Origin of the sequence: Legionella norrlandica (assembly GCF_000770585.1) — a bacterium.
Taxonomy (GTDB): domain Bacteria; phylum Pseudomonadota; class Gammaproteobacteria; order Legionellales; family Legionellaceae; genus Legionella; species Legionella norrlandica.
In genome coordinates this window covers 1-5614 of sequence record NZ_JNCF01000099.1, presented here as the reverse complement: position 1 = coordinate 5614, position 5614 = coordinate 1, and the positions used below count along the sequence as shown (strand labels likewise).

Genomic DNA, 5614 nt, shown 5'->3' with positions numbered 1-5614 from the left:
CCTCTGATTTTCCTTTAATATTTTATCGTAACAATTGTGCTGATATGCAGCTCAAATTTGAGCAAATAAGCTATGCCGATTTAAAGAATGCGAAGTCTTTATTAATCACTGGTACAGGCTTGTCTACTGAGTTGATGAAGAATACAACAATAGAAGTTGTTCATTTAGCCAGGAAAGCAGAGACGGCCGTTATTCTTGATCTGGATTATAGGCCTGTTCTTTGGGGGTTAACAGCAATCGGGGATGGCGAAAATCGATATTATCAAAGTGAGCAAGTCAGCCATGTATATCAGCAAATTTTAGCGTTATGTGATTTAATTGTTGGTACGGAAGAAGAAATATGTATTGCTGGTGGGACAAATGACATCCATACTTCGCTAATCAAGTTAAGACAGCTCACTGAAGCACCTGTAGTAATTAAATTAGGCGAAAAGGGGGCTCTTGTCGATTTTGGACAAGGCAAAGAGATATTGCGGTCGAAACCCTATCCCGTTGAAGTCCTCAATATTCTAGGTGCTGGAGATGGTTTCATGTCTGGCCTCCTATCCGGTCTTCTAAAAGGAGAGTGCTGGAATAATGCACTTACTTATGCTAATGCTTGTGGAGCTTTAGTTGTTACTCGCCATGGTTGTGCTCCAGCCATTCCTTACAAAGAAGAATTGGGGTACTTCATTAAGGAATACGATAGCAACCCAGAGGTATGGAAAAGTACTCACTTGGCCCAACTCCATGAGCGGTCTAGTAAAAATAAAAAGTCTCAGCTGCTTATTAAAAATCCACATGGATTTGACGACGGATTCAATTCTATTGTAACGATGAATGATTCTCCTACTGCAATGAATTTTAGTTCTCTAAAATTAAGAAAAGGGGAAACTTATCTATTTAATAAGAATTATGAGTTCGCTGCATTGCTAATGATTGGAAGAGTTATTTTTAAATATGGCCAGCATGATCGTGAAGTAGAGCGAGTAGATTATTTTTCTCAGTCGCCTTATGTACTGCATTGTTCTAAAGGTGAATATAGTTCGGTGATGGCACTGACTGATTGTGAAATTTTATTAATAGAAACAGAAAATGAAAATTTGTTTCCTCCTGTTTTATTTGATCAATCCAATATGGTGGAATTGGATGACAGAGGGAAAGGGATACTAGAGGACACTTCTTACCGTCTTGTCAGGACAGTGTTTGATAAACGAAACAGAGCTGAGTCAAATTTGATAGTTGGAGAAATTATTACTTTTCAAGGACGATGGTCCAGTTATCCTTCTCATTACCACGCACAACCCGAAATTTACCATTATCGATTTTCAGAGCCTCAAGGCTATGCATTCGGAGAAAATGGAAAAGAAATCATGAGAATAGAGCATTATGACACCTATCAAATTGCCCAAAGTCAGGAACATGCTCATTGCACCGCCCCAGGTTATGCTCTTTATACGTTATGGTTTATTCGACATCTAAATAATAACCCCTATATCAAGCCTACCTTTGTAAAAGAGCATGAGTGGACACGTACGGATAAAGCGAATTTACGAGTATGGCAATACCAATAGATTTCTTCCGCTATGATTTAAATTTTTGTTTTATCCAAGTCGGGTTTAAATTATTTGGAGTTACAGAGTGAAGATTAAATTAACTACGGCCCAAGCCTTATTAAGGTTTTTAGCACATCAATACGTTGTGCTAGATAACAAAGAGTACCGCTTTATAAATGGTGTATTTGGAATATTTGGCCATGGGAATGTGACGGGGTTGGGTGAAGCATTGGAGTATGATGCCCAGGGGTTGACCTATTATCAAGGTCATAATGAGCAAGGTATGGCTCATGCTGCAATAGCGTATGCAAAACAAAAAAACAGATTAGGGATCCTCGCTTGTACCTCCTCAATTGGTCCTGGCGCTACTAATATGATTACTGCTGCAGCAACTGCGACGACCAATCGTATTCCTCTTTTGTTGCTGCCGGGAGACGTGTTCAGTTGTAGGCAACCTGATCCAGTTTTGCAACAATTGGAAGTTCCTTATGACTACACTCTATCAGTGAACGATTGTTTTAAACCAGTAAGCAAATACTGGGATAGAATTAACAGGCCTGAACAATTAATTACTGCTTGCATGCAGGCTATGCGAGTATTAACCGATCCCGTTGAAACAGGGGCAGTGACTTTATGCTTGCCTCAGGATGTTCAATCGGAAGCTTATGAATATGAAGATTCCTTTTTTAAAAAACGTGTTTGGCGGATTGATAGGGAGCCCGTTAGTGAAAGCATGATAGCAGAAGCTGCTCATCATATTAAAAGAGCAAAGCAACCGTTGATTATTGCAGGGGGTGGAGTGCATTACTCTCTGGCAAATGAAATACTTGCTGAGTTTGCTTTAAAGCACAGGATTCCTGTTGCGGAAACACAAGCAGGAAAGAGCTGTTTGTCAGCCAAACATTCTATGAACGTTGGCGGTATAGGGGTAACTGGTTCTGAGGCAGCGAATTGTTTGGCTGCACAAGCTGATGTTATATTAGTAATTGGTTCGCGATTACAAGATTTTACTACGGCATCCAAATGGGCTTTTAAAAATCAGGAATGCCAAATACTTCATCTCAATGTTTCACGTCTTGATGCCATGAAAATGAATGGGCTGATGTTAAAAGGCGATGCAAAAATTGGCCTTGAGCAGTTAGAAAAAGCGTTAGGCGATTATCAAACTCCCTATTCTTATCAGCAATTAGTTCGCCATTATCAAAATGAATGGGTAGAAGAACTAGAGCGTTTGACTAAGCCATTGCAAAAAACAGGGTTATATCAAACCGCTATTTTAGGGATACTTAATCAATTTGTGTCTTCAGAGGATGTGATAATCAGTGCTGCAGGAAGTTTGCCAGGTGATTTACACCGTATTTGGCAATCTAAAAAAGCAAAAGATTACCACTTGGAATATGCGTATTCTTGCATGGGATATGAAGTTGCAGCTGGGTTAGGGGTTAGAATGGCAAAAGAAAATGCCGAGGGGGAAGTATACGTTTTAGTTGGCGATGGTAGTTTTGTGATGATGCACTCTGAACTGTTAACAACTATTCAAGAGCATAAAAAAATCATAGTTATTATTTTTGATAATCATGGTTTTCAATGCATTAGGAATCTGCAAGAGGGCAATGGTAGCCAAGGTTTTGGTAATGAGTTTCGTTATAGAGATCTCTTAACCAATACTTTAAACGGGGATTATCTAGCTATTGATTTTTGCAAGTATGCCGAAGGGTTAGGAGCAGTGACTTATTTTGCTGAATCCTATGAACAATTTCAGTCCGTTTTAGTATCAGCAAAAAATCAAGAAAAAAGCACGGTTATTGTACTACCCGTATTACCCAAAACTATGAGTCAAGGATACCAAACCTGGTGGAGAGTGGGTATAGCTGAAGTATCTCAGTCTGAGTCGGTGAATAAAGCTCATAAACTGATGCGAGAACAAATTGAAATAGTAAGACAGTATTAAATCTCAATAAAAATTAGGGTGTGAAGATGAGTATTAAATTAGGGGTGGCTCCAATAAACTGGAGTAATGACGATGATCCCAATTTGGGGGGACATATTAGTTTTGAGCAATGCATTAATGAAATGGCTGAAGCTGGTTATTGTGGCACAGAGTTAGGGAACAAATATCCTAGGGACACTGCAGCATTAAAATCTGCTTTGGATCAACGTGGCTTACAGCTATCCAGTGCTTGGTTTAGTACCTATTTTACTGAGTCCAGTCAATATGAGGCGACTTTATCCAGGTTTCTCGATCATATCAGTTTTATGCGAGCTTTGGGCGCTTCCTTTATTAATGTGTGTGAATGTGGTCATGCTATTCAGGGCGGTAATTTACCTATATTAGGCTCGCACACACCTCAATTTACTCAAGAACAATGGGCCAAACTGATCCAAGGCTTACATACCTTAGGTAGAATAGCTTATGACTTTAATATAAAGATTGTTTATCACTATCACGCTGGCACGGGCGTGTTTTCAGAGAGCGATGTTGATTTTTTAATGGCAAATACAAGCCTGAATTGGTTTCTTTACTGCTTGATACAGGACACGCCGCATTTGCAGGAATAGATCCTATTAATTTAGTAGAAAAATACGGTGATCGTATCTTATATGTTCATCTGAAAGATGTTAGAAGTGATGTACTAAGGCAAGTTGAAAAGAAACAGCTCAGCTTTATGGACGCTGTAAGAGCAGGGGTATTTACTGTTCCTGGTGATGGCTCAATTGATTTTATAAGGGTATGGACGGCACTGCAAAAGTATCGTTTTACAGGATGGATGATAGTAGAAGCCGAGCAAGACCCTCAAAAAGCCCCCCCGCTGGAATACGCGAAGAAGGCATTTGAGTATTTGCGATCCTTCCTTTTCTGAATGATATAAGTGCTCAATGAAGTTTAGTAGATTATTCTATGTGTTCTAATATATAGTAAGTAGTTTAATAGCAGCAAATTTGAATTTTAACACCACCAAATAGATGTTTAAAATTAAGTTTGTAATAAGGAGGTTATTAGCTATGTCTTGTCGGGATAAATTGATTCAGTCCACTTTGAGCGCTTTTTTAGTCCTTGCCGCTTCAAATAGCGCTTTGGCGGAGGATCAGAATATTGAAAAGTGCTATGGGGTAGTTAAGAAAGGTATGAATGACTGTTCAACGGCTACTTCTTCCTGTGCTGGTTCTTCTACTAAAGATAATCAAAAGGATGCTTTTATTTTATTACCCAAAGGTATTTGTGAGAGGCTTGTTGGTGGTTCATTAGAAAAAAGTCAATAAAAGTTTATTTTAATGCAGGGAAATTCAACATGAAACGGAAATATACACACTTAATTATTGTTCTATTCGCTCTTTTCTCATTTTCTCCTGGTATGTATGCTGAACCGCAAACTCTAGTTTTGGATGATCAGCATACTTATGTATTATGGAAAGTAAAGCATCTGGGTTTTTCAACGCAAGCAGGCAAATGGTATGCCAATGGAGAACTTGTTCTTGATAAGGATCATCCAGAAAAGAGTAAAGTGAAAGTAACTATCAAGATTGATAATATAGTTACAGGTATCCCTGAGTTGGATAAGCATTTGAAAGGTAAAATGTTTTTTGATACTAAACAATTCCCCACAGCAACTTTTGTAAGCGATAGTGTAGAAATTATCGGCAAAAACAGGGCAAAGGTACAAGGGAACCTCACTTTACATGGCGTCACTAAGCCGATTACTTTGAATGTAGTATTAAATAAAGAGGGGATTAATATAATAAATGACAGAGAAACTGTTGGATTTAGTGCTACTGCTTCATTAAAGCGCTCAGATTTTGGAATAAAATCTTTAATACCAGAAGTAGGGGATGACGTTGAAATAGAGATAGAAGCAGAAGCTTATCTAGATAAAAAATATGGGTAATCTATGCAAATCAGAAATACTTCTACAAAGTTTGGGGTGGTTTCTATTCTTTTTCATTGGATTATAGCGGTTTTAATTATTGGGTTATTAGGGATTGGTTTGTATATGGTCAGAATCCCTATCAGCCTAGAAAAACTAAAATTGTATGGATGGCATAAGGAGTATGGTTTCCTGGTTTTGTTTTTAGCTTTTTTT

At 38.3% G+C, this 5614-nt stretch carries 5 protein-coding genes and 1 pseudogene; all 6 read left to right on the top strand.

What is annotated here, in order from left to right; genetic code table 11:
• A partial coding sequence (locus OK13_RS13410) for a PfkB family carbohydrate kinase (RefSeq protein WP_035891607.1) occupies positions 1 to 1553 on the top strand: 1553 nt, incomplete at its 5' end.
• A 67-nt stretch (positions 1554 to 1620) separates the two neighbouring features.
• Positions 1621 to 3486, top strand: a complete 1866-nt coding sequence (gene iolD, locus OK13_RS13405; RefSeq protein ID WP_035891603.1) for a 3D-(3,5/4)-trihydroxycyclohexane-1,2-dione acylhydrolase (decyclizing) — start codon at positions 1621 to 1623, stop codon at positions 3484 to 3486.
• A 122-nt stretch (positions 3487 to 3608) separates the two neighbouring features.
• Positions 3609 to 4396: pseudogene (gene iolE / locus OK13_RS13400) on the top strand (myo-inosose-2 dehydratase).
• Between the two features lie 142 nt (positions 4397 to 4538).
• A complete protein-coding gene (locus tag OK13_RS13395; protein WP_035891601.1) occupies positions 4539 to 4796 on the top strand; it encodes a BufA1 family periplasmic bufferin-type metallophore in 258 nt (85 codons plus the stop codon).
• Positions 4797 to 4825: 29 nt separating this feature from the next.
• Positions 4826 to 5419, top strand: coding sequence for a YceI family protein (locus tag OK13_RS13390; protein ID WP_035891600.1), 594 nt, complete (start codon positions 4826 to 4828; stop codon positions 5417 to 5419).
• A gap of 3 nt (positions 5420 to 5422) precedes the next feature.
• Positions 5423 to 5614 (top strand): cytochrome b/b6 domain-containing protein (locus OK13_RS13385; RefSeq protein WP_035891598.1); only part of this gene is annotated, 192 nt, incomplete at its 3' end.